At 71.2% G+C, this 26659-nt stretch carries 22 protein-coding genes, 1 tRNA gene and 1 pseudogene; 12 read left to right on the forward strand and 12 right to left on the reverse strand.

Going from position 1 to position 26659, the window contains the following annotated elements:
• Positions 1–12 precede the first annotated feature (12 nt).
• Positions 13–2166 (reverse strand): hypothetical protein, encoded by a 2154-nt coding sequence (locus E6R18_RS09335; RefSeq protein ID WP_136316387.1) that lies wholly within the window; start codon positions 2164–2166, stop codon positions 13–15.
• A gap of 249 nt (positions 2167–2415) precedes the next feature.
• Here E6R18_RS09335 and E6R18_RS09340 point away from each other — a divergent pair, with 249 nt between their 5' ends.
• The 3 genes from E6R18_RS09340 (at position 2416) to E6R18_RS09350 (ending at position 7215) form a co-directional block, all read left to right on the forward strand.
• A complete protein-coding gene (locus tag E6R18_RS09340) occupies positions 2416–3429 on the forward strand; it encodes an EcsC family protein (RefSeq protein WP_136316388.1) in 1014 nt (337 codons plus the stop codon).
• 1234 nt (positions 3430–4663) lie between these two features.
• Positions 4664–6847, forward strand: a complete 2184-nt coding sequence (locus tag E6R18_RS09345; RefSeq protein WP_240799669.1) for an AAA family ATPase — start codon at positions 4664–4666, stop codon at positions 6845–6847.
• The gene (locus E6R18_RS09350) at positions 6847–7215 is read left to right on the forward strand and encodes a hypothetical protein (protein ID WP_136316390.1); all 369 of its coding nucleotides are present in this window, start codon (positions 6847–6849) and stop codon (positions 7213–7215) included. The genes E6R18_RS09345 and E6R18_RS09350 overlap by 1 nt, the downstream gene beginning before the upstream one ends.
• 62 nt (positions 7216–7277) lie before the next feature.
• Here E6R18_RS09350 and E6R18_RS09355 read toward each other — a convergent pair.
• The 7 genes from E6R18_RS09355 to galU form a co-directional block, all read right to left on the reverse strand.
• Positions 7278–7351 (reverse strand) — tRNA-Ala (locus E6R18_RS09355).
• A 98-nt stretch (positions 7352–7449) separates the two neighbouring features.
• Entirely contained in the window at positions 7450–8589 is a 1140-nt protein-coding gene (gene glpR / locus E6R18_RS09360) for a gephyrin-like molybdotransferase receptor GlpR (protein ID WP_136316391.1), read from the reverse strand.
• Positions 8590–8773: 184 nt separating this feature from the next.
• Complete coding sequence (locus E6R18_RS09365; RefSeq protein ID WP_136316392.1) at positions 8774–9388, reverse strand: GNAT family protein; 615 nt, start codon at positions 9386–9388, stop codon at positions 8774–8776.
• A 17-nt stretch (positions 9389–9405) separates the two neighbouring features.
• Positions 9406–9915, reverse strand: a complete 510-nt coding sequence (locus E6R18_RS09370) for a MogA/MoaB family molybdenum cofactor biosynthesis protein (RefSeq protein ID WP_136316393.1) — start codon at positions 9913–9915, stop codon at positions 9406–9408.
• Positions 9912–10412, reverse strand: a complete 501-nt coding sequence (gene moaC / locus E6R18_RS09375) for a cyclic pyranopterin monophosphate synthase MoaC (protein WP_136316394.1) — start codon at positions 10410–10412, stop codon at positions 9912–9914. Before moaC ends, E6R18_RS09370 begins: the two co-directional genes overlap by 4 nt.
• Before the next feature lie 120 nt (positions 10413–10532).
• Positions 10533–11843: a gephyrin-like molybdotransferase Glp gene (gene glp, locus E6R18_RS09380; RefSeq protein WP_136316395.1), complete on the reverse strand. Its 1311-nt coding sequence runs from the start codon at positions 11841–11843 to the stop codon at positions 10533–10535.
• A gap of 4 nt (positions 11844–11847) precedes the next feature.
• Positions 11848–12750 carry a UTP--glucose-1-phosphate uridylyltransferase GalU gene (galU, locus tag E6R18_RS09385; protein WP_136316396.1) on the reverse strand — a complete coding sequence of 301 codons (903 nt, stop codon included), beginning with the start codon at positions 12748–12750 and terminating at the stop codon, positions 11848–11850.
• A gap of 94 nt (positions 12751–12844) precedes the next feature.
• Here galU and E6R18_RS09390 point away from each other — a divergent pair, with 94 nt between their 5' ends.
• Positions 12845–13441 carry a 5-formyltetrahydrofolate cyclo-ligase gene (locus E6R18_RS09390; RefSeq protein WP_136316397.1) on the forward strand — a complete coding sequence of 199 codons (597 nt, stop codon included), beginning with the start codon at positions 12845–12847 and terminating at the stop codon, positions 13439–13441.
• A 16-nt stretch (positions 13442–13457) separates the two neighbouring features.
• Here the strand turns inward: E6R18_RS09390 and E6R18_RS09395 are convergent, their stop codons facing one another.
• Positions 13458–16211 carry a penicillin acylase family protein gene (locus tag E6R18_RS09395; RefSeq protein ID WP_136316398.1) on the reverse strand — a complete coding sequence of 918 codons (2754 nt, stop codon included), beginning with the start codon at positions 16209–16211 and terminating at the stop codon, positions 13458–13460.
• Positions 16212–16453: 242 nt separating this feature from the next.
• Between E6R18_RS09395 and E6R18_RS09400 the strand changes: the two genes are divergently transcribed.
• The 6 genes from E6R18_RS09400 (at position 16454) to mscL (ending at position 22678) form a co-directional block, all read left to right on the forward strand.
• Positions 16454–18064 carry a potassium/proton antiporter gene (locus E6R18_RS09400; RefSeq protein WP_136316399.1) on the forward strand — a complete coding sequence of 537 codons (1611 nt, stop codon included), beginning with the start codon at positions 16454–16456 and terminating at the stop codon, positions 18062–18064.
• 337 nt (positions 18065–18401) lie between these two features.
• A complete protein-coding gene (locus tag E6R18_RS09405) occupies positions 18402–19685 on the forward strand; it encodes an MFS transporter (RefSeq protein WP_136316400.1) in 1284 nt (427 codons plus the stop codon).
• 67 nt (positions 19686–19752) lie between these two features.
• Positions 19753–20103 carry an FmdB family zinc ribbon protein gene (locus E6R18_RS09410; protein ID WP_136316401.1) on the forward strand — a complete coding sequence of 117 codons (351 nt, stop codon included), beginning with the start codon at positions 19753–19755 and terminating at the stop codon, positions 20101–20103.
• A 209-nt stretch (positions 20104–20312) separates the two neighbouring features.
• Positions 20313–21146 (forward strand): S-methyl-5'-thioadenosine phosphorylase, encoded by an 834-nt coding sequence (locus tag E6R18_RS09415; protein WP_136316402.1) that lies wholly within the window; start codon positions 20313–20315, stop codon positions 21144–21146.
• Positions 21147–21685: 539 nt separating this feature from the next.
• Positions 21686–22078: a hypothetical protein gene (locus E6R18_RS09420; RefSeq protein ID WP_346764980.1), complete on the forward strand. Its 393-nt coding sequence runs from the start codon at positions 21686–21688 to the stop codon at positions 22076–22078.
• A 123-nt stretch (positions 22079–22201) separates the two neighbouring features.
• Complete coding sequence (gene mscL, locus E6R18_RS09425; RefSeq protein WP_136316403.1) at positions 22202–22678, forward strand: large conductance mechanosensitive channel protein MscL; 477 nt, start codon at positions 22202–22204, stop codon at positions 22676–22678.
• A 55-nt stretch (positions 22679–22733) separates the two neighbouring features.
• Here mscL and E6R18_RS09430 read toward each other — a convergent pair whose 3' ends face one another.
• Entirely contained in the window at positions 22734–22943 is a 210-nt protein-coding gene (locus tag E6R18_RS09430) for a hypothetical protein (RefSeq protein ID WP_136202995.1), read from the reverse strand.
• 57 nt (positions 22944–23000) lie between these two features.
• Positions 23001–23429 carry a hypothetical protein gene (locus tag E6R18_RS09435; protein WP_346764981.1) on the reverse strand — a complete coding sequence of 143 codons (429 nt, stop codon included), beginning with the start codon at positions 23427–23429 and terminating at the stop codon, positions 23001–23003.
• Between E6R18_RS09435 and E6R18_RS09440 the strand changes: the two are divergent.
• A pseudogene (locus tag E6R18_RS09440) lies at positions 23395–24015 on the forward strand (P1 family peptidase); the annotation flags it as partial. The gene E6R18_RS09435 and the pseudogene E6R18_RS09440 overlap by 35 nt on opposite strands.
• A 133-nt stretch (positions 24016–24148) precedes the next feature.
• Entirely contained in the window at positions 24149–24901 is a 753-nt protein-coding gene (locus E6R18_RS09445) for a DUF6227 family protein (RefSeq protein ID WP_136316404.1), read from the forward strand.
• 141 nt (positions 24902–25042) lie between these two features.
• Here the strand turns inward: E6R18_RS09445 and E6R18_RS09450 are convergent, their stop codons facing one another.
• Positions 25043–26617, reverse strand: a complete 1575-nt coding sequence (locus E6R18_RS09450; RefSeq protein WP_136316405.1) for an MFS transporter — start codon at positions 26615–26617, stop codon at positions 25043–25045.
• Positions 26618–26659 lie beyond the last annotated feature (42 nt).

Here is a 26659-nt window from a genome sequence, read left to right on the forward strand (position 1 = left end):
AGACCGTCTCCTTCAGTCGTCGGTTCCCGGAAGCCCGGGCAGGTCCTGGATGGTCAGGGTGCCGTCGGTGAGGCCGGCGGCCGTGATGCGGGTCAGATCGTCGAGGGCGGCGGCCTGCTCCCGCAGCAGCGCCGCCCGGAGCTCGATCTCGGCGAGCGCGGCGTCGTACCGCTCCGCCTCCTCGCGCCCCAGGTCGGGGATGTCGAGGTCCTCGATGCTGCGGGAGGCCCGTACAGCGCCGCTGGTGCGCGTGTACTCGGCGGCCGCCGCTCCCAGCAGCGCGGCCAGCACCCGCGGCCGGACGGGCGGATCAGCATCGGGGTGGACGCGCAGGATGCGGGCCGGGGCCGCGACCACCGACAGGCCGCCGGTGTCGACGTGGACGCCGAAGCGTGGGCTGGTGGTGACGACGACGTCACCGGGCTCGGTGAACTGGGCATGCTCGTACGCCGTGAGGAGCAGGCCGCGGTCGATCGTGCGGCTGCCGAGCCGGGCGGTGCCGAGGATCTCGTCCGGACCGAGCACCACGTAGTGCCCGCCGGTCGTGAGGTGCCCGGGCGCGATGCGGTGACCGGGACGGCGGCGCAAGCGGCGCTCCTCAAGGAGGCGTCGGACCGTGGTACGCCGCACCGGCTGGTCCTCCGGCCGCAGCTCCGCCCGGATGCGCATCGCCGCGCGCAGGTCGGCGTGCAGGCGGGACTGCTGCTGGAGATCCGTCAAGCGCTGCTCAAGAGCGCTGATGCGGGCCGGGCGTTCGACGACGGCACGGCCATAGCGGGCCTCGACGGGCCGCCGGCTCGGGGAGAAAGCGGTGCCCGGCCTGTCGTCGAGTTCCTTCGCGGGGACGACCACGCCGTGGCGGGGCTCGTGCCGCCGGTCCCCGCGCCAGCCGGACGCGCGCCAGATGGCGATGTCCTCGGCGAGCGTGTCGAGCGCCGGCTCGGTGAGCGGCCGCGCGGACAGGTCGGCGAGCAGGATCCGGCCGGCGCGCTCCTCCTGGGGGGTGCGGGAAAGGACCCACACCGCGGTGCGGTAGCCGGGGCGGTACGGCATGGCGCCGTCGGGCAGGCTGATCACGGCCTTCAGCAGGCCCGTGTCGAGGAAGGAGCGACGCAGCCGGTCGGCCTCGCCGTGCCGGGGCAGCGGACGTACGAGGACGTCGGCCGGTCCGAGGACGATGGCGGTGGAGCCGGCTTCGAGGTAGTCGGTGAGCGCCTGCACCTGTTCGAGGACGGCCTCCGGCCGACGGGTCTCCGCGGCCTCGTACGGGAGGGCACACACCAGCAAGTCCGGATACCCCCACTCGTCGACGGAGGCCGACAGGTCCGCCCCCTCCATGACGTCGAGGTGGAACTCGTACACCCCCCGTACGAGCATCCGGCGGCGCACGAGGCGGACGCGGGCCGGGTCGGGGTCGGCGGCGAGGTAGGTGTGGCCGGAGTCTTCGGTGGCCTGGTCGTGCAGGGCGGCGAGGAGGTCACCGGCGCGAGCGTGCGGGGTGGCGACGACGGACTCCTCACGGAGGGTGTCCATGCCGGACACGGCGGCGAGGGCGCGGACGACCGCCGGGGCCGGCTCGTCGACGGCCAGATCGTGGGAGCCGAGACGCCGCCGTGCCTCCAGCACCCAGTCGAAGGCTTCCGCCGGGGTGAACGCGGCCTCGGTCAGCTCGTCCGCGAGCGCGGCGAGGGCCGGGCCGGTGGGGTCCGGGGTGGGCACGGCGTGCAGCTCCGCCAGGATGAACTGGTCCTCGGAGTCCAGTTCGGCTGCCTTGGCCAACAGGGTGTCCCAGTCCTGGCCGGCGACCGGAGCGTCGTACTGCTGTCGCAGACAGATCAGCGCCGTCAGCGCGCCCACCAGGACGGACGCCGCAAGAGTGGGGGTCCGCCAGGCGGCGAGGGTGTGCAGGGCGAGCTCGGCGCGGAGGCGGCGGGGGTCCGCATTGCCCCGGCCCGTTTCCGTCAGCCAGTCGACGACGGCGTGGGCGTCGAACAGGGGACGGCCGCCCTCGTGGGCGATCGGCGCCGGAAAGTCCGGGTGCCGGCGGCTCCAGGTGGTGGGAACGGGCCGCTTCACCTGGGCGAGGCCGGCGATTTCGGCGTATGTGATCCGCCAGGTCGGCGTTTCGGGCACGATGGGCGCTGTCGCTTCGCGCGCACTGGTCATGAGCCCTGCCCCCTTTGAATACGGACGTTCTCCTTCTCCTTCTCCTGGCATCGAGCCGGTCGGATCCCCTGGATCTCGGTTCGGCGGCAGGTGGCAGAACCCTACAGCGGGGGCTTGATTCGTCGACACATCGGTCTGATAACCGGGGTTATCACTGTTCCCCGCCTCATCCATGTCGCAGAAGTGCACTGTGATGCGTCCCAGCCCGGGTAAGGGCTCAGCCCACCAGTTCCGGAGGAGAGAACCTCAATGAGCACGTACGCCGACCCACTCGTCGACGGTGCAACCCCGATGAGCGCGTACGAGGGGCAGGTATGGGACACGCTCAACGCACACTGGCAGCGCCGAAACAACCGCCGTGCTCTGCCGAACTGGGCGAACGCCGCGCTCGGCCGCACCGGCGAGGTCGCGGGAAACGCCATGAGACGGGTTACGGACGCTGTGCCGGACGCGGTCGCGGAACCGATCCGCCGTGCAGGCGGCGCTGTCGCCGACAAGGCCATGCGACCGGCGCTCGGAGCCGCGGCGGCGTTGCTCGAGCTGGTCAACGACTGGGCCCTGGAGCTCAACGACCCGAAGAACGTCGAAAAGCTCGTCCGCAAGCAAGGTGTCGGACTCGACAGCTTCACCGACCTACGGCAGCAGGACCTCAAGGTCTGCGACCGGCTGCTGTCCCGCAATACCCTCAGGTGGCGCACGGCCGGTGCGTTCGAAGGTGGCGCAATGGGCCTGCTTGCCATGGTCCCCGTCGCCGGTATTCCCGCCGCGATGACAGCGGACATCCTCGTCATCCAGGTGCTGAGCACGTCGATCGCGTCGCGCATCGCGTACTCCTACGGCTACGACGCCAAAGACCCCGACGAGCAGATCTTCATCCAACGCCTGGTGCAGCGGTCCTTCATGGCACAGGCGGCCAAGGCCAAGCCGTTGAGTGACGCCGCCCGTGCGGCGAACGCGGTCAAGGGACGCATGAAGTGGTCGAACAAGCTCCGCCAGGACCACCACCTTCTGGCTGCCCTTGAGAAGTTGATGCAGCAGCTGGGCCCGGCCGGCACCAGGGTGCCGGTTCAAAACGTCGCCAAGGTCGTGCCGGTCGTGGGCGTCCTCATCGGTGCCGGCATGAATTCCGCGATCCTCGGCAGGGTGGCCGCCGACGCCCAACGGTACTGCCAGACCCGATTTCTCTGTGACAAGTACGGGCTGCCGCTGCCGGCAGCACTGACGACCGACCGGGACGACGACCCCCGGACCGACGCCACGTAGGGACGGCATCGGGTCCACGTTGCGGCCTCGGCGGGCCCGAGTCCTCAAGCACCACTACGGGCCGGGCCGTGCCGTGACTCGGAACAGAACGGACCGGCCTGCTGACGTACTCGACGACCTCCGCCAGGCGGATGGCCCCCTTCGTCCGCAGGTTGCCGGGGAACCGCGACCCACGCGCCGTACGCCGCCTGTTCGCCGATCCAGCCGAGGTCGAAGTGCGGACCGCGGCGCGTCGCGCCGCGGACGTCGAGTGCCGTCCGAGCACTGATCTGCTCGACCAGACGCGACGACGACTTTTCGTGTCGCGGCGTGCCGCGCCCAAGAACACCTGCCTCGAACCGACCAAGCCCCCGGGTGCGCAGATGAAGCCTGTCGAACGGTCCACCGAGGAAACCGTCTCCGACCTCAGGCACCACCATCACGTGATCGCCCTGCGCCTTGAGGTCCCGGCAGCGAGCCGGAGCTCCGAACAGAAGAGGTCTGCGAACGAGAGAAGCAGTCCCTACGGACGAGCCATTCACCGTCCACCAGGGTCCTTCCGGTGAACATGAGGGTGTGTCCTCGGAGTTCGCCTATCCATCCAGTACATGGCGCAGACAATCCCGTCAGCCTCCAACCGGGTCCGAACAGCCCTCGCCGCGCAGAGTACTTCGAGCGCTGCGGCCGGCAAGTCACATCTCGGTGATCGGGGCCCGTCGCATCGGCGCCTGACCGGGCAGGAGAGTAGAGCCGGCCGGTTTGCTGCGCATCGGCTCGCTGCGGGCCCGCTTGTGCTGCTTTCGCGACGACGACGCGAATCACCCATGATTCCGAAACTTGATAACCCCGGTTATCAGTATCCGTCGGCCAAAACCCATCTCCGTCTCCCTAATGTTCCGTTGACGAGCAGCGCGGCAGAAGTCGCAGGCAGCGCCCCGCTCGCGTCATCCACAGACTCAATGCCCCCGGGAGGCACCTCATGACGGAACAGCCCGAGCGGAACGCGCACTCCTCCGAAGAAGCCACCCGGTCGGACCAGGAGCACCAGCCCGTAACCGTGGAAGCCCTCACGCGCAGGCGCCTCGCCGAGTCGCCTCTCAGCGAGTCCGTGAGGCTGCTTCTGGAGGAGGCGCTGGGCGCCGGCGAGGTCCGAGGAGTCTCCACGATCGGCCGGGTCTACCTCGAATCAGTCGCCGTCACCCGCTTCCGCGGCGTCGGACCGCGTGCCTGGCTCAAGCTGAGCCCCCGGCCCGGCGTGAACCTGGTCGTGGGCCGCAACGGGTCCGGCAAGTCCAGCATTGCCGAGGGCATCGAGACTGCCTTCACTGGCGTGAACATGCGCTGGCAGGGGCAGCACGCGACGCGTAGCAGCAACTGGCGCAACCTCCACGACACTGGCGGCAGGCCGGAGATCGAGGTCAAGCTGGCCATTGAGGGGGACGCCGGCCGCAGCACCCTCACACGCACCTGGGAAGGCGACGGGTTCGGAGACTCCCAGGCGGAACTGAGGCGCCCGGGACACGGCCGCGCAAGCCTCGACCAGCTGGACTGGCAGCAGGACTTGCGGGACTTCCGCCCCTTCCTGTCGTACGTCGATCTCGATCGCATGATCAGCGGCAAGCCCTCGGAGATGTACGACGCCATCGCCACCATCCTCGGTCTGGGGCAGCTCAGCACCGCCGACAGCCGACTCCGTGCGGAGGCCAAGGCGCTTGAGGACGCGGAGAAGGTGGTGAAGGCGGAGTTGCCGGGCCTCAAAAATGCCTTGTACGAGCTGGAGGACGACGATCGCGCGATCCAGGCGCTCGTGGCCATCGACACAGTCGGAGCCCCCGACTTCCAAGCCCTGGATGCCCTGGTCACCGGTCTGCCCGGCGGCGCGGACGCCAACCTGATCGCCGGGCTGCGTGCCGAGGCCGATGTACAGGCACCCGATGTGGCACAGGTTCGCATCGCCGTGGGTCGCCTGCGAAAGGCTCTCGCCGGCATCGAGGACCTGCACGGCACGGGTGCGGAGGAAGCTCTGCAGCGTGCGGAACTCCTCGAACGGGCTGTCGCGCACCACGACCGGCACCCCGACGATGCCTCCTGCTCCGTGTGCGGGACCGCCGGGGTGCTGGACGCGGCATGGGCTGCGGACGCCACCGTCCAGATCGCCGCCCTGCGGCAGGAAGCGGAGGCAGCCGCAGGCGCGCGCAGCGAACTCCGGTCGGCCACGCGAGCCGTGCAGGATCTCGTTCACACGCCTCTGCGGATCCCCGCCTCCCTCACCGTCCCGTGGCGCGCCTGGACCGCGTGCCGGTCGATCGGCGATCCGGACGAGCTCGCTCGGCGCGCCCTTGACGTCGTCCTCCCGCTGGCCGATGCCTGTGCCGCGGTCAAGGAGCGTGCCGTCAGGGAGTTGGAGAAGCGGGACGAACGCTGGCGCAGCCTCGTTCTCCGCCTGGCGGGCTGGACCGAGAAGGCCCGGGCCGTGGAAGCGAACAAGTCGCAGTTGAGGGACATCAGGAAGGCGAGTACCTGGATCAAGGCGCTGACCGCCGAATTGCGGGGCCGGCGTATGGAGGGTTTCGCGGAACAGTCTCAGCGGATCTGGGAGCGGCTCCGCCAGGAGAGCAACATCGATCTCAAGGCTGTCAGCCTGAAGGGCAGTGAGAAGGCCACTGTCCGCAAGCTCGTCATGGACGTCTCCGTAGACGGCCAGGATGCCTCGGCTCTCAGTGTCATGAGCCAGGGCGAGCAGCACTCCCTCGCACTCTCGCTGTTCCTGCCCCGGGCCGCCACCGCCGACAGCCCGTTCGGCTTCGTTGTCATCGACGACCCCGTACAGTCCATGGACCCGGCCAAGGTGAACGGACTCGCCCAGGTCCTGCACGAGCTCGGCGAGCACCGACAGGTCGTTGTGTTCACCCACGACACCCGGCTCCAGCGGGCGTTCACCAGCCAGGATCTTCCTGTGACGGTGTTCGAGGTCGAGCGGGCGAAGGCGTCCAAGGTGAAGGTCAAGCCGGTGACCGACCCGGTAAGGCAGGCCCTCGACGACGCGCGGGCCCTCGCCAGTACCGGTGACCTGCCGACCGCCGCACGAACCCACGTGCTGCCCAGCCTGTGCCGTATCGCCTTGGAGAACGCTTTCCTGGAGGCCGCCTGGATCCGGCACCACCGCTCCGGGGCGCCCGAGCACGCGCTGCAGGAAGCCGTCGGCGAAGCGGACAAGCTCCTGAAGGTGGCGGCGCTGGCCCTGTTCGGCGATGCCGGGCGGACCGGTGATGTGTACGGGGAACTGCGCGCCCTTTGCGGGCCTCGTGCGGTGGCACTCATCAAGCAGTGCCAGAACGGCGCCCACGCCGGCGGGGCTCAAATCATCGACCCCCACCGATTCGTCGACGACATCGAGACCATGACGCAGAAGGTACGCACGCCGGGGGCGGCCGCGTGATGAGCACTCCCCCTCCCTCTGTCGAGGAACTCCTCCTGACCGCTGACCGGTTGCTTGCCGCCGGTCTGGGCGCCACGTCCGCCGGCTGCCACCGAGGAGCCTCACTCGCGCTGCGAACCGCCCTGGAGATTTCCGTCGACGCCGCGCTCGACGCCGCGGTTCCGGGACTCGCCGGCACCACGATGCGGGCCAAGATGCTGTGCCTTCGCTGTTACGCCCCTTCTGAGACCGCTCGCCGCACCACCGCAGTCTGGTCACACCTGTGCCTGGGGTGCCACTACCACCAATACGAGATCGGCCCCACACACGAACAGGTTCGGGTCTGGCAGGCGGAGGTGGGCGAGCTGGTCGGGGCCCTGGCCCTCTGACATCGCGGAAACAGCGAAGGTCCCGTCCGATCTTCCGATCGGACGGGACCTTCGCTGTGCGGTGGACCTGTGGGGATTTGAACCCCAGACCCCCTCGATGCGAACGAGGTGCGCTACCAGACTGCGCCACAGGCCCTTGCAACGAGTGAAACTCTAGCACCCTCGACGGGGTGCTCGGAAATCCGTTCCGCGCTGGTCAGCCGTGGCGGTGTCGCGGCGGATCCGGCGAGCGGATCACTCGTTGGCGGCGCGGGGGCGGTCGCCGTCCTCGTACTGGTCGAAGAGCGGGGTGCGGCCCCGGTCGCGGGAGCGGCGGGACTGGGCCGAGCGCTGGCGCGGGGCCGGGTCGACCGGGGGCGTCTCGGCGTCCTGGGCGGGCTCGGCGGTGCTGGAGCGGGCCGCGCTCCACGTCTCCGGGTTGCCGACCTCGACGCCGCCCGTGGCGCGCGGGGCGACCGGGGCGGTGACGTAGGTGGGCAGCGGGACCGGGACGGGCTCCCAGCTGTCGCCCTGGACCCGGCCGCGCTCGCGCTGCTGGTCCACCCACTCCGCGTGGTCCGTCTGCTCGACCAGGGCGCGGCGGCCGGCCTCCTGGGGGGAGACCGTGGGGGTGGGCTCGGGGGCCGGGTGGCGCGCCTCGGAGTCCTCGTCGGCGTCGGCGGGGGCCGGCGCGGCGGGCTGGTGGCGGCGCGGGCGGTTCTCGCGCAGCCGCTGGGCGGCCACCTCGGCGCGGCGCTGGTCCATGGTGAAGGCGAACCTGCGCCGCTCGTGCGCCCGCAGATGCGCGATGTACGCGCTGAGCAGGACGGCCGGGACGGCGGGGGCCCACAGGAAGCGGAGGCCGCCGACCGCCGCGACGATCGCGCCGAGCGTGAAGGCGAGGAAGAGGACGACGGTGGTGCGCCGACGGCGCGCGAGGACCTGGAGGCGCTGTGCGCGCCGGGCGCGCTCCGCGTCGATCCCGCCGGGGCGCACGCGCCGCCGGGCGGGGCCGGGGGCGGCGGACTCGGCGGGCACGGCGTCCCGGTCGCGTCGTCTGCGCGGGGCGCGCTCCGGCGTACCGGCCGGGTCGTGCATCCGGATCTCGGTGTGCGCCGGGGGCGCGGCGAAGGCCCGGACGTCGACGGATTCCATTCGGTCCGTGCTCACGTCCGGGTCGGCGTCGGGCGCCGCCTCGTCGTCGGTGCGCTCCTGCAGCCCCTTGGCATACCGGCGCTCCATCGCCGCCCGGCCGGACAGCAGCCGGATGGCGGTGCTGAAGCGTTCCGTCGGACGCGCTTCGTTGAGTTCGTCCTGCCTGCGGAGCCACATCGGCACCAAGTAGGCGGCCCAGGCCCCGACGATGACTGCGTAGATGAGGCCGCTGCTGCTCACATCTCACACCGTAGAGGGGTTTGCGCGGGGGCATCCGCCAATTGGCGCGGTGTGTCGCACGATCCGGCTGATATCGCGGCCTTTTTTTGTGATTGTTCAGATCAACAGTGGGTCTTTGCGTGTTCGTTAGCGGTCACGCTTCGCCTTCGGCGCGGACAATCCCGATCTAATTCGAACATGCGTTTTATTTCGCGGGGTGCTCCGGCCGGTCCGGCCGGGCCCGGTGCCATCTGCGCAGCAGCCCGTCCGGCACCTCCTCCGTCGTGAGCGCGTAGATCAGGTGGTCCCGCCAGGCCCCGTCGATGTGCAGATAACGGGGTCGCAGCCCTTCCTCGCGGAATCCGAGTTTCTCGACGACGCGGCGGCTCGGACCGTTCTCCGGGCGAATGCAGACCTCGATGCGGTGGAGTCCGACCACGCGGAAACAGTGGTCGACGGCGAGGGCGACAGCCGTGGGCATCACACCGCGCCCGGCCACCTCCTGGTCCACCCAGTAGCCGACGTGCCCCGAGCACATGGAGCCCCAGGTGATCCCGGCGACGGTCAGCTGACCGACCAGCCGGCCCTGGTACTCGATGGCGAACGGCAGCATCCGGCCCGCGTTGGCCTCGGCGCGCAGGTGGCGGATCATCTGGCGGTACGTGGGCCGCTGGGCGACCGGGCCGCCGGGGGCGGGCGGCGGGACGGTCGCCTCCCAGGGGCGCAGCCAGTCCCGGTTTCGCCGGTTGACCTCGCGCCACTCGCGCTGGTCGCGCAGCTTGATGGGCCGGAGGGCGACATCGCCGTCCGCCAGGATCACCGGCCAGGTCGCGACGTTCAGCTCGGGCTCCCGGGTCGGGGGTGGTCGCCGCCGCGCAGCTGGTCGACGGCGTGCACCAGCAGCCCCTCCAGGACGGCGAGCCCGTCGCGCACCCCGCCGGTCGAGCCGGGCAGGTTGACGATCAGGGTGCGGCCGGCGACGCCCGCGAGGCCCCGCGAGAGCGCGGCGGTGGGGACCTTGTCGCGGCCCTCGGCCCGGATGGCCTCGGGGATGCCGGGGATCTCGTGGTCCAGGACGCGGCGGGTGGCCTCGGGGGTGCGGTCGGTGGGCGAGATGCCCGTACCACCGGTGGTGACGACGACGTCGTACGCGGCGGCCACCGCGGCGCGCAGGGCCTGCTCGACCGGGTCGCCGTCCGGCACGACCTCGGGGCCGTCGACCGTGAAGCCGAGTCCGGTCAGCGCCTCGGCGATCAGCGGTCCGCCCTTGTCGGCGTAGACCCCGGCGGACGCGCGGTTCGACGCGGTCACGACGAGGGCGCGGTACGGGGGCCCGGCGGCGCTCACGCGTCGGCTCCGGACGGCTGAGTGCGGACGTAGTCGCCGGACTTGCCGCCCGACTTCGCCTCGACGCGGACGTCGGTGATGACCGCGGACTTGTCGACGGCCTTGACCATGTCGATGACGGTGAGCGCGGCGACCGACACCGCGGTCAGGGCCTCCATCTCGACGCCCGTACGGTCGGTGGTCTTCACCGTGGCGGTGATCTCCACGGCGTCGTCGGCCACGCTCAGCTCGACGCCCACGCCGGAGACGGCCAGCGGGTGGCAGAGGGGGATGAGGTCCGGGGTGCGCTTGGCGCCCATGATCCCGGCGATCCGGGCGGTGGCGAGGGCGTCGCCCTTGGGGACCCCCTCGCCCCGGAGCAGTTCGACGACACGCGGCGAGACGAGGACCCGGCCGCTGGCGCGGGCGACGCGCGCGGTGACGTCCTTCCCGGAGACGTCGACCATGCGGGCGGCCCCCACCTCGTCGATGTGCGTCAGCCTGTTCTGCGTACTCAACTCACTCCGCCTAGCGGTAGGGCGCCGATTCCCCGGTGCCGCACCGGGGTGCGGGACCGGGGTCCGGGGGGCGTCCCCCGATGGCGCAGCGGCAGATACCGTACCGCCACCGGCCCGCGGTCAGCGGAGCAGGATCACCTCGGTGTCGGTGCCGGGCTCGGCGGAGGTGACGTCCTCGGGCAGCACGATCAGCGCGTCCGCCTGGGCGAGGGCGGCGATCAGATGCGATCCGGAACCGCCGACGGGCGTCACGGTGCCGGCCTCGGCGTCGTACGTCCCGCGCAGGAACTGGCGGCGGCCGGCCGGTGAGGTCAGGGCCTTGTCGACGGCCAGCGTGGCCCTGGCCGTGGGGCGGGTGACCTCGGGCAGGCCCATCAGGGTGCGGATCGCGGGCCGGACGAACAGCTCGAAGGAGACGTAGCTGGAGACCGGGTTGCCGGGCAGCGCGAGCAGCGGGGTGTGGTCGGGGCCGATGGAGCCGAAACCCTGCGGTTTGCCGGGCTGCATGGCGAGCTTGCGGAAGTCGACACCGCCGCCCGGCTCGTCCTCGTCGCCCACCGAGGACAGGGCCTCCTTGACCACGTCGTAGGCGCCGACACTGACGCCCCCCGTGGTGACGACGAGGTCGGCGCGGATCAGCTGGTCCTCGATCGTGGCGCGCAGGGTCTCGGCGTCGTCGGCGACGGCACCGACGCGGTAGGCGATGGCTCCGGCGTCCCGGGCGGCCGCGGTGAGGGCGAAGCTGTTGGAGTCGTAGATCTGGCCGCCGGTCAGCTCGCCGCCGGGCTGTACGAGCTCGCTGCCGGTGGACAGGACGACGACGCGGGGGCGGGGCCGCACCTTGATGGTGGAGCGGCCGATCGCGGCGAGCAGGCCGATCTGCGGCGGGCCGATGACCGTGCCCGCCTTGAGCGCCAGGTCGCCGGGGCGCACGTCGCTGCCCCGGGCCCGGACGTGGGCGCGGGCCTCGGCCGGGCGGTGGACGCGGACCTCGCCGCCCGCGCCCTCGGGGGCGTCGCTGTGGGCGCGCATCGTGGCGGCGGGGCCCTCGCCCGTACCGCCGTCGGTCCACTCGACGGGGACGACGGCCTCGGCGCCCTCCGGGAGCGGGGCGCCGGTCATGATGCGGGCGGCCTCGCCGGGGCCGACGCGCTTGCCGGCGCCGAGGCCGTCGTCGCCGGCGGCGACGTCCCCGATGACGGTGAGGACGGCGGGGAACTCCTCGGTGGCGCCCTCGACGTCGGCGACGCGGACCGCGTAACCGTCCATCGAGCTGTTGTCGAAGGGCGGCAGGGCGATCTCCACCACGACGTCCTCGACCAGGACGCAGCCCTGGGCCTCGGGCAGTTGCAGCTCGATGGGTTCGAGCGGCTTCACCGCGGCGAGGATGTCTTCCAGGTGCTCGTCCACCGACCAGATCGTGCTGCTCAACGTGCTACATCTCCTCGGTGACGTAACTGCGGAGCCAGCTGCGGAACTCCGGCCCCAGGTCTTCACGTTCGCACGCGAGTCTGACAATGGCACGCAGATAGTCGCTGCGGTCGCCGGTGTCGTAGCGCCGGCCCTTGAAGACGACGCCGTGCACCGGGCCGCCGGCCTTCTCGTCCTCGGCGAGCAGCTGGAGCGCGTCGGTGAGCTGGATCTCGTTGCCCCGGCCCGGCTCGGTCCGGCGCAGTATCCCGAAGACGGCCGGGTCCAGGACGTAGCGGCCGATGACGGCGAGGTTGCTGGGCGCGTCGGCGGGATCCGGCTTCTCGACCAGGCCGGTGACGCGCACCACGTCCGCCTCGGCGGTGGCCTCCACGGCCGCGCAGCCGTACTGGTGGATCATCGCGGGCGGGACCTCCATGAGCGCGATGACGCTGCCGCCCTCCCGCTCCTGGACCTCGGTCATGCGGGACAGCAGCGGGTCGCGCGGGTCGATCAGGTCGTCGCCGAGCAGCACCGCGAACGGCTGGTCGCCCACGTGCGGCGCGGCGCACAGCACGGCGTGGCCGAGGCCCCGGGGGTCGCCCTGGCGCACGTAGTGCATGGTGGCGAGGTCGCTGGACTCCCGGACCTTGCGCAGCCGGTCGGCGTCGCCCTTGCGGGTCAGCGCCCCCTCCAGCTCGTAGTTCCGGTCGAAGTGGTCCTCCAGGGGACGCTTGTTGCGGCCGGTGATCATCAGGACGTCGTGCAGCCCGGCGGCCACCGCTTCCTCGACGACGTACTGGATGGCAGGCTTGTCGACGACAGGCAGCATCTCCTTGGGAGTGGCCTTGGTGGCCGGCAGGAAGCGGGTGCCGAGGCCCGCCGCCGGGATGACGGCCTTGCTGATCCTGGGGTGCGACTGGGTCATGGCCTGAACCTTAACCGGGACACATGGGCGGAAGATGAGCCTCCGGTTAACTTTGTCCTCATATAGCCGTGTACGAGAGGCCGGTAGCTGCCCCGTGAACACCGAGTTGTCCGCAAAGGCACTCTTGCGCAGTGAACTGCTCGCCGCGCGCCGCCTCCTGACGGATCAGGACGTCGCACGGGCCGCCGCGGTTCTCGCCCGGCACGCCCTCGGCCTCCCCGAGCTCCGCGAGGCCCGTACCGTCGCCGCGTACGTCTCGGTGGGGCGCGAGCCGGGCACCCGCGCGCTGCTGGACGCGCTGCGCGCGCGGGGCGTACGGGTGCTGCTGCCGGTGCTCCTGGCCGACAACGACCTGGACTGGGCGCCCTACGAGGGGCCGGGCGGTCTCGCGAAGGCGGGCCGCGGGCTGCTCGAACCCGTCGGCGGGCGGCTGGGCCCCGACGCCGTCCTGGAGGCGGACGCGGTGCTGCTGCCCGGCCTGGCGGTGGACGCGCGCGGGATGCGCCTCGGGCGTGGCGGCGGCAGCTACGACCGGGTACTGGCCCGCCTGACGGCCGCCGGCGCCACGCCCGCGCTGGTCGTCCTGCTGTACGCGAACGAGGTGGCCGCCCGGGTCCCGGAGGAACCGCACGACCACCCCGTGGACGCGGTGGTGACGCCGGAGGGCCCCCGGCGCTTCAGCGCGGGCTGAAACGCCGGAGCACCTTCTACGGCTTCAGGGTCAGCGTGTCCTTCGTCGCCCCGGCCACGGCGTTCGTGCCGTAGGCCCAGGGCAGCAGTTCACCGTTGACCCACTTGTCGGTCTGGTCGGTGTAGTGCGCGCTGAAGGCGTGCCCGGAGGCGCCGGTGAGGTTGATCCAGCGGGACTTGTCCCAGTCCCCCACGTTGACGACCATCCGCATCGACGGCACCCAGACGACCTCGTAGCCGCCGGCCGCGTTCCAGCCGGTGGCGTCCACCGCGGCCTCGCCGCCGCCGAGGTTCCACGGGCCGCGGTTGAGGACCCGCTGGAGGAAGCCGGGGCCTTCCGTACCGAGGGTCTGGTTCTTCAGGGTCAGCTGGTGCAGCCGGCCCCAGTTCCAGGTGGTGATGTCCTTGCCGAGCTTGGCCGTCAGCTCCCAGCGGGCGTCCTCCATGGCGCGGGCGAACAGCTCGTCACGGGTCTCGGTCGCCTTGTCCTTGCGGCTCTTGGGCGACTTCCACCAGTCGCTGTCCGGCTTGTCCATGATGTTGGCGACGACCTGGTACCAGCGGTCGCCGCCGTCCGGCTGCGCCGAGTCCGGGGAGCGCTGGCCGCACTCGCGTACGAGGCGGTCCTGCTCGTCGACCGGGCCCGAGCTGTTGGCAGGGCGCACGTTCAGGCACTCGCCCTCGACGCGCATCTCCTTGGGCAGCTTGTCGCCAAAGGCCAGCTTCAGGATGTTGCGCCAGACGCCGTTGAAGTACGCGGCGGCGGCCGAGTCGGCCTCCTGGGTGTAGTCCCAGCCCTCCAGCAGCTTCTGCGCCTGGCGGACGTCCTTGTCGGAGACGTTGATCTTCAGCAGTTCGGGCACCAGCAGCGCGGCGATCTCGCTGGTGTTGTCCATCTGCATCTTCTGCATGTCTTCGGTCGAGATCTTGCCGCCGCCCTTGATCTTCGACTGGATGAGGTCGTTGATCCGCTGGCTGCGGCTGCCGTAGCCCCAGTCCTTGGTGAGCAGGTACGGGTACTTGTCCTCGTCGATCACGGCCTGGTTGGCGGTGACGATGTAGCCGCGCTTCGGGTTGTACTCGTAGGGCAGCTCGTCGAAGGCGATCGGGTCCTTCTTCCACCCGTACGACGAGGACCAGCCGGGGCTGGGCGTGGTGCCGTCGCCCTGCTTGCGGACCGGGATCTTCCCCGGGGCCTGGTAGCCGATGTTGCCCTTGGTGTCGGCGTAGATGAGGTTCTGCGAGGGAACCTCGAAGTGCTGGGCCGCCGCGCGGAAGGTCGTGAAGTCCTTGGCGCGGTTGAGCTCGAAGACGGCGTCCATGGAGTGGCCGGGGTCCAGCGCGGTCCACTTCAGGGCGACGGCGTAACCGTCCGCGCGGTCCGGCGCGGAGTTGGCGACGGGTGCCTTCTGGCCGACCTTCTCCAGCTCGCTGCTGCGGTCGGAGACCAGCGGGCCGTTGTTGGTCTCGCGGACGGTGATGTGCCGGTCCTTGCCGCCGGCGACCTTGATGGTCTCCTCGCGGGTGGTGAACGGCTTCGTCTTGCCGTCGTACAGGTAGCCGTCGGCGGAGATCTTCTCCAGGAAGAGGTCGGTGACGTCGGCGCCGAGGTTGGTGAAGCCCCAGGCGATGTCCTGGTTGTGGCCGATGATCACACCGGGCATCCCGGAGAAGGTGTAGCCGGCCGTGTCGTACTTGCAGGTTTCGGAGACCTGCCGGCAGTGAAGGCCCATCTGGTACCAGAGGGACGGCAGCATCGGCGCGAGGTGCGGGTCGTTGGCGAGCAGCGGCTTGTCGGTGGTCGTGTACTTGCCGGAGACCACCCAGGAGTTCGAGCCGATCCCGGTGCCGTTGGGGCCGAGCAGCGCGGGGATCTCGTCCAGGGTGTCGGAGAGCGCGCCGAGCTGCGTGGTCAGGCCCTGGGTGGCGCCCTCCACGGTGGCCGCGTCGCTGCCCTCGGAGTCCGTCGCCTTCGGGTCGAACTTGCCGGTGAGCGAGGAGATGGCGCCCCCGGTGACGATCGGCTCGTGCTTGTCGTACGGGTAGTCCGGGTACAGGTCCTTGATCTGCTTGCCGTCGAGCCGGCTCGTCATCAGCGAGCGGTCGATCTCGTCCTGCATGTTGCCGCGCAGGTCCCAGGCCATCGCCTTCAGCCAGGCGACCGAGTCGACCGGGGTCCACTTCGACGGCTTGTAGTCGTTGGTGAAGCCGAGGGCGGCGTACTCGACGGAGATGTCCTTGCCGTCGCGCCCCTTGAGGTAGGAGTTCACGCCGTCCGCGTACGCCTGGAGGTTCTTCTTGGTCTCCGCGGACAGGACGGTGTCGTACTCCTCCTGCGCGACCTTGCGCCAGCCGAGCGTGCGCAGGAAGGAGTCCGTCTCGACCTGGCCGGAGCCGAACATCTCGGAGAGCCGGCCGGCCGTCAGGTGGCGGCGGACGTCCATCTCCCAGAAGCGGTCCTGCGCCTGGACGAAGCCCTGCGCGCGGAACAGGTCGGCGTCGGAGTCCGCGTAGATCTGCGGGATCCCGTAGCCGTCGCGCTTGACCTCGACGTTGCCGGAGAGGCCGTCGAGGTGGATGGTCCCGTTGGTCTGCGGGTACGAGGCGCGCACGGTGGATACGGACCAGTACGTTCCGTAACCGATACCCGCGACGAGCGCCAGCACCAGGACGATCACGATCAGGCGGGCGCGGCGCCCCTTCTTCTTCTTGCGCGGCCCGCCACCGGCGGTACCGGTGGATCCGGAAGAGGCGGTTGTTGTGGCGGGCATCGCTGTCCTTCGAGGGCAGGGCGGTCCTGGGAGTGCAGGAGCAACCATAGGCGCAGCGCGTAAGCCACTCGGACGCGGTATCAGGATGGCTCGAATTGCGTAGCGATCGTACGAATACTCGAACGCATCAAGAAAACGTTAAAGATTAGGTAAGGTAACGAAGTACCGGCCACCGGAAGAGGATCCGGCAGGCGTACGCAGGGAAGGACCGGCCACTGACTGTCCACACGCTCAACGAACTCCTGCTCGTCTGCTCACTCGTCCTGCTCGTCGCCGTCGCGGCGGTACGCATCTCGTCCCGCAGCGGGCTCCCCAGCCTGCTCCTGTACCTCGGCATCGGTATCGCCATGGGTCAGGACGGCTTCTTCGACGTCAAGTTCGACAACGCGGAACTGACGCAGGTCATCGGCTACGCGGCGCTCGTCGTGATCCTCGCCGAGGGCGGCCTCGGCACGAAGTGGAAAGAGATCAGACCCGCGCTGCCCGCGGCCGTGATGCTGTCCCTCGTCGGCGTCGGCGTGAGCGTGGGCGTGACCGCCGCCGGCGCGCACTACCTGGTCGGCCTGGAATGGCGGCAGGCGCTCATCATCGGCGCCGTCGTCTCGTCCACGGACGCCGCCGCGGTCTTCTCCGTGCTGCGCAAGGTGCCGCTGCCCGCCCGCGTCACCGGTGTCCTGGAGGCCGAGTCCGGCTTCAACGACGCCCCCGTGGTGATCCTCGTGGTCGCCTTCTCGACCGTCGGCGAGGTCGACAGCTGGTACGTGCTGATCGGCGAGATAGCCCTGGAGCTGGCCATCGGCGTAGCCGTCGGCCTCGCGGTGGGCTGGCTCGGCTCGTACGGGCTGCGCCATGTGGCCCTGCCCGCGTCCGGCCTCTACCCCATCGCGGTCATGGCCATCGCGGTCTCCGCGTACGCGGCCGGTGCCATGCTGCACGGCAGTGGCTTCCTCGCCGTCTACCTCGCCGCGATGATCCTCGGCAACGCCAAGCTGCCGCACTGGCCGGCGACCCGCGGCTTCGCCGACGGGCTGGGCTGGCTGGCCCAGATCGGCATGTTCGTCCTGCTCGGCCTGCTGGTCACCCCGCACGATCTGCTGGACGACTTCTGGCCCGCCGTCGTCGTCGGCCTGGTGCTGACCGTGGTGGCACGGCCACTGGAGGTCTTCATCTCGCTGGCGCCCTTCCGATTGCCCTGGCAGGAGAAGTCCCTCATGTCCTGGGCCGGGCTGCGCGGCGCCGTACCCATCATTCTGGCGACCATTCCGATGGTGTCCGGAATTGACGGCTCCACCCGGGTCTTCAACATCGTCTTCGTCCTGGTCGTCGTCTACACCCTCATCCAGGGCCCCACCCTGCCCTGGCTCGCCAAGGCTCTGAACATCGCCGACGACCCCTCCGAGGCGGCGGACCTGGGCATCGAATCGGCGCCCCTGGAACGGCTGCGCGGACACCTGCTGTCGGTGGCCATTCCCGCGAAGTCCAAGATGCACGGCGTCGAGGTCGGGGAACTGCGCATGCCCTCGGGCGCCGCCGTCACCCTCGTCGTCCGCGACGACAAGAGCTTCGTCCCCACCCCGTCCACCGTGCTGCGGCGCGGCGACGAACTCCTGGTCGTGGCGACCGACCCGGTGCGCGACTCGGCCGAGGCACGGCTGCGCGCGGTCGGCGAGGGCGGCAAGCTGGCCGGCTGGCTGGGCACGGGCGGGCACGGCGGAGGCGAGGAGGACCTGACGGGGCCCCACGTCACCGGTGCGCTCAAGGCGGTCAAGAAGCTCGGCAGGACGGACGACGCGAAGAAGCGCGAAACCGACAAGAACGGGACCCATAAGCGCAACGCGAAGGCACATCACTGACAACACGCGGTGTTCACAGGCGACGAAAGGCAGCGTGCACACAATCACAGGTACGCCGCGCCTTCTGCCTGTAGCATGAAGGAAACCCAGCTCCACCGTTTTTCGATCGACCAGTTGATCAACCGATCGACGACCAACTCTGCCTGACGCAGAGCTGGCGCGACCGTATGGCGGTCGTGGCGTCCCGCGGACCGGCAGCGCGCCGGTGGCGAGCGCCCGGCATCTACCGCAGTCCCGCGCGAAGAGGACAGCTCTCGGCAGCTCCGGCCCGGCCCCGCACACACCTGCGGGGCCGCCCCCGGGAGCACGGCCACCAGGCGGCAGAAAGGCAAGGACCGTGGCGTCCACGGTCTCCGACCGCCCCGGATACGGGCAGTTGCTGCGCACCCCCGGTGCGTGGACCTTCCTCCTCCCGGGCTTCGCCGCACGGCAGCCCTTCGCGATGCTGACCATCGGCATCGTCCTGCTCGTCCAGCACACCACCGGCTCGTACGGCAGCGCGGGCGCCGTCGCCGCCGTCACCGGGGTCTCCATGGCCCTGTTCGCCCCGCAGACCGGCAAACTCGCCGACCGGTTCGGCCAGCGCTCCGTGCTGCTGCCCGGCGTCCTGGTGCACGCCGCCGCCGGCTCGCTCCTGGTGACGCTCGCCCTCGCGGACGCCCCCCTGTGGGCGCTGTTCGCGGCGGCCGTCCCCACGGGCGCCTCCGTCCCGCAGGTCGGCCCCATGGTGCGGGCCCGCTGGGCCGCCGTGCTGGGCGCGGCCCCGGGACGCGATGCCTCGCCGCTGATGGCGACGGCCACCGCGTTCGAGTCGGTGACCGACGAGTTCACCTTCGTCATCGGCCCCGTACTCGCCACCGCGCTGTGCACGGGCGTGCACCCGGCCGCGGGCCTGATCGCCGAGGCCGCGCTCACCCTGGTGGGCGGCCTGCTCTTCGCCGCGCAGCGCGCCACCCAGCCGCCCGTACGCGCCACGGCCCTCCCCGGCGCCCCGCGCCACGCCTCCGCCCTCTCCATACCCGGAGTACGCGTTCTCGCGGTCGCCTTCCTCGGGATCGGCGCGGTCTTCGGCGGCATGCAGGTCTCGATCACCGCGTTCGCCGAGGAGATCGGCAACCCGGGCGCGAACGGTGTGCTGTACGGGGTGTTCGCGGCCGGCAACATGCTGGCCGGGATCGCCTGCGGGGCCATCGCCTGGAAGTCCGGCCCCCGCCGCCGCCTGATCGCCGGGTACACGGCCCTCGCGCTGACCGCCTCGGGCCTGTGGGCGGTGCACTCGGTGCCGCTGCTCGCCGGGCTCGGTCTATTGGTGGGCCTGTGCATCGCCCCCGCCCTGATCAGCGGCTACACGCTGGTCGAGGCGCTGGTGCCTCCGTCCGCGCGGACCGAGGCGTTCACCTGGCTGACGGGCGCGGTCGCGCTCGGCCAGGCGGGCGCGGTGACGGTCGCCGGCCGGCTCGCGGACGCACACGGGGCGAGCGCGGGATTCCTGGTGCCGCTGGTGGGTACGGTGCTGGCGCTGATCACCCTGGTGGCGCTGCGTTCGCGGCTCCTGCCGGCCGGCGTGGGCCGCACCGTGGCGCGTGGTATCGGTCACCGCGGGCCGGTCACGGTGGACTGATCCAGCGGAATACGTCACTATGGAGCGTCGTTAGCACTCATCGAGTCAGAGTGCCAGGAGGAACAAAGTGCCGACCTACCAGTACCAGTGCACCGAGTGTGGCGAGGGCCTCGAAGCGGTGCAGAAGTTCACCGATGACGCCCTCACGGTGTGCCCGAACTGCGACGGACGCCTGAAGAAGGTGTTCTCGGCGGTCGGCATCGTCTTCAAGGGTTCCGGTTTCTACCGGAACGACAGCCGCGGCTCCTCGTCGAGCAGCACGCCGGCGCCCGCCGCCGCGAAGACCTCCGGTTCGGGATCGTCGTCCTCCGCCGGCTCCTCGTCCCCGACGTCGTCGGACACGAAGTCCTCGACGGCTTCGACGTCCTCGTCGTCCACCGCCTCGTCCTCTTCGACGAGCGGTTCCTCGGCCGCCTGACCGGCCGCCCACCAGGCTTTTTCCACGACCCCGCCGATCCGCTCGGCGGGGTCGTCGGCGTTCCCCGACCGCTTCGCCGGGGGTCGATCGGTGCTCGCCGACCGCTTCGCCGGGGGTCGATCGGTGCTCGCCGACCGCTTCGCCGGGGGATGGCCGGTGCTCCCCGACCGCTCTGCCGGGGGCCGAGGACCAACGCCTACTGTGACCGCATGGCAAACGCAGAGATCGGCGTGATCGGCGGCTCGGGGCTCTACTCCTTCCTGGAGGACGTCACCGAGGTCCGCGTGGAGACCCCTTACGGAGCGCCCAGCGACTCCGTCTTCCTCGGCGAGATCGGCGGCCGCCGGGTCGCCTTCCTCCCCCGGCACGGCCGCGGCCACCACGTGCCCCCGCACCGCATCAACTACCGCGCCAACCTGTGGGCGCTGCGCTCGGTCGGCGTACGCCAGGTGCTCGGCCCGTGCGCGGTGGGCGGGCTGCGCCCGGAGTACGGGCCGGGGACGCTGCTCGTGCCGGACCAGCTGGTGGACCGTACGAAGACCCGCGTCCAGACCTATTACGACGGTGAGACCCGGGTGGACGGGGCGGTGCCGAACGTGGTGCACCTGGGCTTCGCCGACCCGTACTGCCCCGAGGGCCGCAAGACCGCGCTGGCCGCGGCGCGGGGGCGCGGCTGGGAGGCGGTGGACGGCGGCACGCTGGTGGTCGTCGAGGGGCCGCGCTTCTCGACCCGCGCCGAGTCGCGCTGGCACGCCGCGATGGGCTGGTCGGTGGTCGGCATGACGGGCCACCCCGAAGCGGTGCTCGCCCGCGAACTGGGCCTCTGCTACACGACGATGACCCTGGTGACGGACCTGGACGCGGGGGCGGAGGCCGGCGAGGGCGTCTCCCACGAGGAGGTGCTGAAGGTGTTCGCCGCCAATGTGGACCGGCTGCGCACGGTCCTCTTCGACGCGGTGGCCGCGTTGCCGGCCCAGGCGGGCCGGGACTGCCCGTGCGGGCACGCGCTGGACGGGATCGACACGGGGATCGCGCTGCCGTAGGGGGTTGTTCCGCTCTGGGGATCGCGCTGCCGTAGGGGGGTTGTTCTGCCCAGGGGGTTGTTCCGCTCTGGGGGTTGTTCTGTCCCGGGGGTTGTTCTGTCCTGGGGGTTGTTCCGCTCTGGGGGTTGTTGCCCTGGGGGTTGTTCCGCCCGGGGGGTGATCCGCCCAGGGGGTTGTTCTGTCGTCCTGCGGGTGAAGGAGTTTTCCACATCGGGTGGACGGTCCACAGGGCCCGGCGGGGACGAGCCGGTTGGTGGATCGTGAGGTCTGTGCGGCGGCCGGGATGTCGGCATTCCGGCCGCGGCACGGCATGACCCAGGAGATCCACCCACCCGACCGACTCCCTGACGCAGGCGGTGTTAGCGATGCTCACGCCCGGTTCCCCCTTCTCTCCCCTGCCCGGTTCCGCCGCCCCCTCAGCGGGCCCGGGGCCGCTGCCAGCTCCGCCGCCGTGCGGGGTGCCGGCGTTTTTGCCGCTGCGGGTGCGCGGGGGCTCCGGCCACCGGCTGCGCCGGGCGGTGTGGCGGCAGCGTCGGGCCATGGCGGCGGGGCTGGCGCTGACGGCGGCCGCGCTGGCCGTTTCCGGGTTCGGCGGAGGCGGGGGCCCGGAGAGCGGTGGCGCGGCGCACGGGCCGGCCCCGGGGCGGGCGTCGCCGCCGGTGCGGCTGGTGTCGGCGCCGGTGCGGATCGCGGACGCGGCGACGGTCCGGCTGCTGCGGCCGGGCGACCGGGTGGACGTGGTGGCGTCCGAGGGCGCCGGGGCGCGGGCCCGGGTGCTGGCCAAGGGGGCGCGAGTGGAGGAGGTGCCGTCGGTGTCCGCCGAGGGGGCGTCGCGCGAGGGGGCGCTGATCGTGCTGGCCGTGCCGAGGGCGACGGCGGCCGATCTGGCGGGGGCCGGAATCTCGGGTGGATTCGCGGTGATCCTGTGTTGATTCGTACTGACGGCCCATCACGTCACCTGACGACAAGCCTGGATGGGGCGTTCACCCCATGTACTGCCGTAGGTTGCAAGGCAGTTCACTCCCCTTGCGGCACATACGGAGGACGGCGCACCCGTGAGCGAGACGAAGAAGGTCAGCCTGCTGGACGGCTTCAAGGCGTTCCTGATGCGTGGCAACGTGATCGATCTGGCGGTTGCCGTCGTCATCGGCGCGGCGTTCACGAACATCGTGAACGCGATCGTCAAGGGGATCATCAACCCGCTCGTCGGTGCGTTCGGCACCAAGGACCTGGAGAACTACAGCTCCTGCCTGAAGGCCCCGTGCAGGGTGGACCCTGCGACGGGCGAGGCGACGGAGGGCATCCGGATCCTGTGGGGTTCGGTCCTCAGCGCGACGCTCAGCTTCCTGATCACCGCTGCCGTCGTCTACTTCCTGATGGTCCTGCCGATGGCGAAGTACCTCGCCAGGCGGGCTGCGGCGCAGGCGGCGAAGGAAGGCGTGCAGGAGACGATCGAGGTGAGCGAGCTGGAGGTGCTGAAGGAGATCCGCGACACCCTGGTTGCCCAGCGCGGCGGCAGCCACCAGGCATGAGGCGCGCTGACGGCCGGCCGGTCCGGCTGCCGCTGCCGCCCCGGGGTGCGGGGGCTCAGATGTGGTGCGGCGGCTTCTCGTCCAGGAAGCGCGCGAGGTCGGCGGCGCTGCCGCCCGAGGGAGCCCGCTCGCCCCACCCCTGGTCCGTGTCGTCCGCGGACTGCTGGTCCAGCGGATCGTCGAAGATCAGCGCCGGCTTGGGCCGGGGCCGGTCCGGCGCGGTCGGCTCCGCATCGCGCGGGCCGGGGGCGGGGGCGGTACTCATATATCCAGGGTACGACTGCCGGCCGGGGTGCGACCGCGCCCCGGGCCCAGCGGACGGTCAGCGGTCCTCGGGGTCGAGCAGCCAGAGCCCCGGGACGACGAGGAACGAGAGGCAGAGGAAACCGGCACCCCACCACGCGGTGCCGGAGTGGCCCTCCATCCACTCGTCGGTGATCACCGTCAGACCCCGCAGCTGCCCGATGACGACGCTCATGGCCAGGACGAGCCGGGCCGTGAGCTTGGCGGACCGCTCCGGTTCCTGGTCCGTGCCTGCTCCGGGCCCGGGCCCGGTGTGGCGGACGCGGGGGTCTCCGTAACCGCTGGTGGGCCGGATCTGCGGGTATCGCTCGTGGACGGGCCGGTTGAGCTCGGCCCGCGCGCTGCCGTGGGTGGTACCCGGAGTAGCGCGGGCCGGGGGTCCGGGAGCCGGAGGTCTGCGGGTCGCCGGGAGGGCGGTCGCGGGGCAGTTGAAGGGCGGGGTGGGCACGGCGAGCGTGCTGCTGCCGTCCGGGCGCACCGTGGGCGCGCTGGTCGTGGTGAACGCGGCGGGTTCGGTGCTCGATCCCCGTACCGGGGTGCTGTACGGGGAGTACGGCGCCGCCGAGCCGGCCGTCGCCCCGCCGGCCGAGGTCCACGAGGCGGCGCAACGGCGCCTGCCGCAGGCGCGCGACGCGGACACGCGCCCCCCGCTCAACACCACGCTCGCCGTCGTCGCCACCGACGCCGATCTCAGCCGTGCGCAGGCCCAGAAGCTCGCGGGCACGGCCCACGACGGGCTGGCGCGCGCCATCCGGCCCGTGCACCTGCTGACCGACGGGGACACCGTTTTCGCGCTGGCCACCGGCCGGCAGGCGCTGGACGCGGAGAGCCCGGTCGCGCTCAATCCGCTGCTCGCGGCGGGTGCGGAGGCCGTGGCACGGGCCATCGTGAAGGCGGTCCGGGCGGCCACGGGCACCGATGGCGGGGACGGCGGGGGCGCCTACCCGGCGTACAGCGACCTCTACGGGGCACGCCCGCGCACGGAGCACGCGGCGGGCGGCTGCGGCGGGGGAACCGAGTCGCCGTCCGCGTAAGGAAGTTCGGGTGGACACGCGGAACCTTCGGTGTGCGCCGTACGTTTTTCTGAACCCCGGTCCCGATGTCAGTCCCAGGGGCTACGTTATGCACGCATCAAGTCACACGCGGCGACGGCCTGGAGACAGCACCTTGAGCGATCCGTACGAGACAACCGAGCAGCACCTCGAGCGAATCCTGCGACGGGCTCTCAACTCGTTCGACCTGCCCGACAGCACGGTGGAACGGCTGGGCACCGCGCTGGCCCACAGCAGTTCCCTGCACTCCTCGCACCACAGTGCCACTCTGCACCGCGAGACCTACCGGCACACGTATCTGCTGAGCGACGGCTCGGCGCTCACGTTGTGGGAGCTGGTGCGGGGCGGTCCGCGCGGGGCCGGGCATCCCGACACCCGGCAGCACGAGCTGTACGACGACGAGGCCGACGCGCACATCGCCGCCGCCCGGCTGTCCGGCGGGCTCTGGGAGGCCACCGGCTTCGGGGACGCCGGCGCGCAGGCCGATCTGGAGATCCTGTCCGCCCTGATGGCCGCGCCCCCGGCCCCGATCCCCCGCATGTACGCCCCGGACAACTCCGCGGACCACGCCCGCCGGGTCCTGCGCCGCGCGGAGAACGGCGACGTGCCGGGCGAGAAGACCGCCCGTCTGCTCCGGTCCGCCTTCGCCCACCACATCACGCAGATCTTCGGCCGCCAGTACCAGGTCGACGGCCGGAACGCGGGCTTCACGCTCTACGAGCACGCGTTCCTGCTGCTCGACGGGAGCGAGACGAGCCTGTGGGAGGTCGAGCACACGGCGACACCGGACGGCCGCCACATGTGCGAGGTGTACGGCGACGAGGCGTCGGCGCGCGGCGCGATGGAGAGCCGTACGCGCATCTGCTGACCGGCGCCCGCAGGATCGGCCGACCGCCGCCCGCGCACCCGCTCACCGCCCGGACCGCCCCCGCCCCGGGCCGCGCGTGCCGGTGCCCGCGTCCCCCGAGGGGATGCGGGCACCGGCGCCTCTGCCTCGTAACGCGGTGGTTCAGTGCGTCAGCGCGGGCTCCCCGGCGGCGTCGTTCTCCACGGGGCCGCCCACGGGCTCACCGGCCGGGCCCTCGGCAGCCTCCTCGTCGGCGCCCTCCACGTGCTGCTTCGGCTTGGCCGGCAGCGCGAACATCACCAGGAAGATCAGGAGCAGCACCCCGGCCACCCACCACAGCGACTGCTCGAAGGCGTCGGCGAACGCCGGGCCCACCTGCGCCGGGGTCAGCCGGTCACTGATCGCTCCGAAGAAGACGACGGAGACCAGCCCGAGCCCGAGCGCGTTGCCCATCTGCTGGACGGTGTTGAAGAGACCGGAAGCGGAACCGGAGTGCTCCTTGGGCACCTCGGAGAGCACCGCGTCGGCCAGCGGGGCCACGATCAGCCCCATGCCGACGCCCATGACCACGAGCGGCAGCGCCATCTGCCAGGGCGTGATCCCCATGCCGTAGTGGCCGGACTCCCAGATGTAGAGCAGCAGGCCGGCGGCCATGAGCAGCGCCCCCGCCTGGAGGACCTTTCGGCCGAAGCGGGGCACCAGCTTCTGCACGGACAGGCCAGCGGCGACGGAGACCGACACGGAGAACGGGATGCCGGTCGTACCGGCCTTCAGCGCGCTCCAGCCGAGGCCCTGCTGCATGTACAGCGTCCAGACCAGGAAGAAGATCCCGAGCCCGACGCCGAAGGTCAGCTGGACGGCGATGCCCGCGGCGAAGCTGCGGACCCGGAAGAGCGAGAGCTCGACCAGCGGCGAGCCGTCCCGGCTGCCCTTGGCGCGTTCGAACAGCACGAGGACGAGGAAGACGAGGACGCTTCCGGCCATCGACAGGTAGCCCCACAGCGGCCAGCCCAGCTCGCGGCCCCGGGTCAGCGGGTAGATCAGCATCAGCATGCCGAGCGTCACCAGCACCACGCCGGGCAGGTCGAGGCGCAGCGCCTTGGGCGACTTGGACTCGGTGATGAATTTGCTGCCCAGGACCAGGCCGAGGATGCCGACGGGCAGGTTGATCAGGAAGATCGGGCGCCATTCCAGGCCGGCGATGTTCCACTCGGTCAGCAGGGCGCCCAGCAGCGGTCCGGAGACCGCGCCGAGGCCGACGATCGCGCCGAAGAGGCCGAAGACCTTGCCGCGCTCGTGGGCGGGGAAGGTGGCGTGCACGATCGACAGCACCTGGGGCACCATCAGCGCCGCCGTCGCTCCCTGGAGGAAGCGGGAGGCGACCAGCATCTCCGGGTTGGCGGCGAATCCGCAGAGCGCGGAGGCGAGGGTGAAGCCGCCTATCCCGATGAGGAAGAGCCGCTTTCGGCCGTAGATGTCGCCGAGCCGGCCGCCGGTGATCAGCCCGGCGGCGAAGGCGAGGGCGTAACCGGCGACGATCCACTGGATCGAGCTGAACGAGGCGCCGGTGTCCCGCTCGATGCTGGGGATGGCGATGTTGACGATCGTGACGTCGACGAGGTCCATGAAGGCCGCGGTCATCACGATGGCCAGGGCGAACCACCGGCGGCGGTCCGACGGGGCCGGGGCAGCCCCGGCGGCGGCCGCCGGCGACGGCAGAGGTGCGGAGGAAGTCATGGAAAGAACTTAAACGGCCACTAGGTCAGTTCATGACCCAAT

Origin of the sequence: Streptomyces sp. A1277 (assembly GCF_004795015.1) — a bacterium.
Classification (GTDB): domain Bacteria; phylum Actinomycetota; class Actinomycetes; order Streptomycetales; family Streptomycetaceae; genus Streptomyces.

Excerpts from the sequence above, each read along its gene's own strand:
- galU (WP_136316396.1), bottom strand. The coding sequence starts at position 12,750 with ATGACCCAGTCGCACCCCAGGATCAGCAAGGCCGTCATCCCGGCGGCG.
- E6R18_RS09430 (WP_136202995.1), bottom strand. The coding sequence starts at position 22,943 with ATGAGTACCGCCCCCGCCCCCGGCCCGCGCGATGCGGAGCCGACCGCG.
- E6R18_RS09395 (WP_136316398.1), bottom strand. The coding sequence starts at position 16,211 with ATGCCCGCCACAACAACCGCCTCTTCCGGATCCACCGGTACCGCCGGT.
- E6R18_RS09420 (WP_346764980.1), top strand. The coding sequence starts at position 21,686 with ATGGCGGCGGGGCTGGCGCTGACGGCGGCCGCGCTGGCCGTTTCCGGG.
- E6R18_RS09340 (WP_136316388.1), top strand. The coding sequence starts at position 2,416 with ATGAGCACGTACGCCGACCCACTCGTCGACGGTGCAACCCCGATGAGC.
- E6R18_RS09350 (WP_136316390.1), top strand. The coding sequence starts at position 6,847 with ATGAGCACTCCCCCTCCCTCTGTCGAGGAACTCCTCCTGACCGCTGAC.
- E6R18_RS09450 (WP_136316405.1), bottom strand. The coding sequence starts at position 26,617 with ATGACTTCCTCCGCACCTCTGCCGTCGCCGGCGGCCGCCGCCGGGGCT.
- E6R18_RS09415 (WP_136316402.1), top strand. The coding sequence starts at position 20,313 with ATGGCAAACGCAGAGATCGGCGTGATCGGCGGCTCGGGGCTCTACTCC.
- E6R18_RS09335 (WP_136316387.1), bottom strand. The coding sequence starts at position 2,166 with ATGACCAGTGCGCGCGAAGCGACAGCGCCCATCGTGCCCGAAACGCCG.